Below are 3,567 nucleotides of genomic sequence, written 5' to 3'. Positions count from 1 at the left end.
TATGACGGCCGAGCGTTTCGTCGCCGACCCTTACGGTCCCGAGCCCGGCGGGCGCATGTACCGCACCGGTGACCTCGTGCGTGCCAACGCCGAGGGGGATCTGGAGTACATGGGCCGCGTCGACCACCAGGTGAAGGTCCGCGGCTTCCGTATCGAACCCGGCGAGATCGAGAACGTCCTGACGGACCATCTGGCGATCGGCCAGGCCGCCGTGGTCGCCCACCACGACCAGCCCGGCAGCACCCGCCTGATCGCCTACGTCGTCCCCGACACCGACGAAACACCGGCAGACCTGCGTGAGTTCGTGCGGCAGCGGTTGCCCGCATACATGGCGCCGTCCACGTACGTCACCTTGGGCCGGCTGCCGTTGACGGCCAACGGAAAGCTCGACCGGGCCGCGCTGCCCGAACCCGATCCGGGCGCGCGGGCGGATGTGCCGCGTCGTGAGCCGCGGACCGAGCGCGAGCGACTGCTGGGGACGCTGGTCGCGCAGGCCCTGGGCGTGGACAAGGTCGGGCCCGACGACGACTTCTTCGCGCTCGGCGGGGACAGCATCGTCTCGATCCGGCTGGTCAGCCTCGCTCGCTCCGCGGGTGTCGGACTCGCGGTCCGGGACGTCTTCGAGCAGCGGACCGCGGCCGGTCTGGCCGGGGTCGCCGAGAAACTGGCCGTGTCGGCACCCGACCCCGACGACTCCGGCGTGGGCGGGATGGAACCGACCCCGATCATGCGCTGGTACGACACGCGCGGTGGCGACATCGACGCGTTCCACCAGGCGATGCTGCTGGAGGTGCCGGCCGAGCTGCGCGAGGATCACCTCGTCGCGGCCGTTCAGGCACTCGTGGACCACCACGACGCGCTGCGGTTGACCCGGACACCCAGCGGTCAGGACAACGGGGCGTGGTCGCTCCAGGTGAGTCCGGTGGGGTCCGTGTCGGCAGCGGACCTGGTACACCGTGTCGAGACCGCCGGCGCCGCCGTCGACGCGACGCTGGTCCGCGCACAGGCGGAGGCGGCGTCCGCCCGCCTGTCGGCCGAGCGTGGCCTGCTGGTTCAGGTGGTCTGGTTCGACGCCGGACCGGCCGAACGGGGCAGGCTGCTGGTCGTCGTCAACCATATCGTCGTCGACGGGGTGTCCTGGCGGATCCTGCTTCCCGATCTCATCGCCGCCTGCGAGGCCGTCGGAGGCGGTCGTCCCCCACGGCTGGACCCGGTGGGCACCTCCCTGCGCCGCTGGGCGAGTCTCCTCACGGTCGAGGCCCGGCAGCCGGCCCGCACCGCCGAGGCGGCGCTGTGGAGCGAACTGCTCACCGCGGCCGACCCACCGCTGACCACTGGCCGGCTCGATGCCACGCGGGACACCGTGGGCCGCGCCCGCGAGCTCACCCTCTCCCTGCCACCCGAGGTCACCACCCCGCTCCTGACGACCGTGCCCACGGCCTTCCACGCGAAGGTCGACGACGTCCTGCTCACCGCGCTCGCCCTGGCGGTCGCCCAGTGGCGCCGGACCCACGCACGCGGGCGGCACACGGCTCTTCTGGTGGACGTGGAGGGACACGGGCGCGAGGAGATCGTCGAGGGCACGGACCTCTCGCGCACCGTGGGGTGGTTCACTTCGCTGTATCCCGTCCGCGTCGACCCGGGCCCCCTGGCCTGGGAGGAGGTCGTCGACGGCGGGCCGCCGCTCGGACAGGCCCTGAAACGGGTCAAGGAACAGGTCCGCTCCCTGCCCGACCGGGGCATCGGCTACGGCCTGCTGCGGCACCTCAGTCCCGAGACCGGGCCGGAGCTGGCCGGGCTCGCCGTACCGCAAATCGGATTCAACTACCTCGGCCGGTTTCCCTCGGCGGGCGCCCCGGTGGTCCCCGGCCGCCCGGAATGGACCGTGGCCGCCGAGACCGGCCTGCTGAGCGGCGCCGACCCGGCGACCGCGCTGGCGCACGGGCTCGAGGTGAACAGCATGGTCCGCGACGCCCCGGACGGGCCGGAACTGGAGGCCGTCTGGACCTGGGCGCCGGATCTCTGGACCGAACGGCACGTCCGAGCCCTGGCCGACCACTGGTTCCGAGCGATCCGCGGACTGGTCCGGCACGGCGAGCGCTCCGGCACCGGCGGCCACAGCCCCTCGGACTTCCCCCTGACCGAACTCAGCCAGCACGACATCGAGCAGCTCGAAGCAGCGTGGAGGGTGCAGAAATGACGTCGTCGGACCTGGAAGACATCCTCCCTCTCTCCCCGATGCAGGAGGGGCTGCTGTTCCACTCCCGCTACGAGCAGGACGGCGCGGACGTCTACGCGGTGCAACACGTCTTCGCCATCGAGGGCGCCCTCGACGCGGCGCGGCTGCGGGCCGCCGTGCTCGCGCTCGTCCAACGGCACCCGAACCTGCGCGCCGGCTTCCGGCAGGTGGACTCCGGCCGGACCGTACAGCTGGTGCGACGTCAGGTCGACGTGCCCTGGGACGTGTTCGACCTGTCGTCCCTTCCCGATGCCGACGCGGAGGGGGAGCTGACCCGGCTCGCCGCCAAGGAGCACGCCCGCCGGTTCGACCTGGCCGAGCCGCCCCTGCTGCGCTTCTCCCTGGTGCGCCTGGCCGCCGAACGTCACCGCCTCATCATGACCACCCACCACATCCTGCTCGACGGCTGGTCGACGCCACTGCTCGTGCGCGAGTTGACCACGCTGTACGACAGCCAGGGCGACGCCACCGTGCTGCCCCGAGTGGCCCCCTACCGGCAGTATCTGGGGTGGCTCGCGCAGCAGGACCAGCCGGCGGCGGAGGCCGCTTGGCGGGAGGCGCTCGACGGACTCGAGCAGCCGACGTTGCTCACTCCGGTGGACCCGGGCCGCCCCGGACTGATGCCGGAGCGGATCACGTTGGAGCTGGACGAGGACCGCACGGCAGCGCTGGCCGACTGGGCGCGCCGGCACAGGGTGACCCTGAACACCGTGCTCCAGGCCGCCTGGGGGCTGGTGCTGAGCCGGCGCACCGGCCACGACGACGTCGTGTTCGGGGCCGTCGTGGCAGGGCGCAACCCTCAACTGCCCGGCGTCGAGAGCATGGTGGGTCTGCTGATCAACATGGTGCCGGTGCGGGTGTCCCTGGACCCGGCACAGTCACTGCTGACCACCGTCGAACAGGTGCAGAGCGCGCAGTCGCGGCTCACCGGGCACCACCACCTCGGGCTCGCCCGCGTCCAGCAACTGACCGGGCTGGGCGACCTCTTCGACACCTCTCTGGTCTTCGAGAACTACCCGTGGGACGAGCCCGGCGAGCGGCCGGAGACCGGGCTGCGGATCACCCCTGACCTGGGCCGCGGGAGGGACGCGACGCACTATCCACTGACCCTGATCGCCGCCCCTGGCAGCCGTCTGTACCTCCGCCTGGACTACCGCGACGACCTGTTCGACCGGGCGACGGCCGCCGGGTTCGTCGACCGGCTGATCCGGGTGCTCGACCTCGTCGTCACGGATCCCTCCCGGCCGATCGGGCGGATCGATCTGCTCTCCGCGGAGGAGCGGGCGGCTGTGCTGGCGGTGCCTTCGGTTGTTGTGCCGTCGCGGGTG

At 72.1% G+C, this 3,567-nt stretch carries 2 protein-coding genes; both read left to right on the top strand.

The genetic code is table 11. The features are described from left to right. Window positions 1-2,200, top strand: a 2,200-nt coding sequence (locus IG90_RS40370; RefSeq protein WP_030595867.1) for a condensation domain-containing protein, incomplete at its 5' end; no start/stop codon positions are given. Continuing rightward, window positions 2,197-3,567, top strand: a 1,371-nt coding sequence (locus IG90_RS0138480) for a condensation domain-containing protein (RefSeq protein ID WP_030595865.1), incomplete at its 3' end; no start/stop codon positions are given. The genes IG90_RS40370 and IG90_RS0138480, both read left to right, overlap by 4 nt.

Source organism: Streptomyces anulatus (assembly GCF_000721175.1).
GTDB classification, from domain to species: domain Bacteria; phylum Actinomycetota; class Actinomycetes; order Streptomycetales; family Streptomycetaceae; genus Streptomyces; species Streptomyces anulatus_C.
The sequence above is the reverse complement of the archived record's forward strand: the minus strand, read 5'-3'. Positions and strand labels throughout refer to the sequence as shown.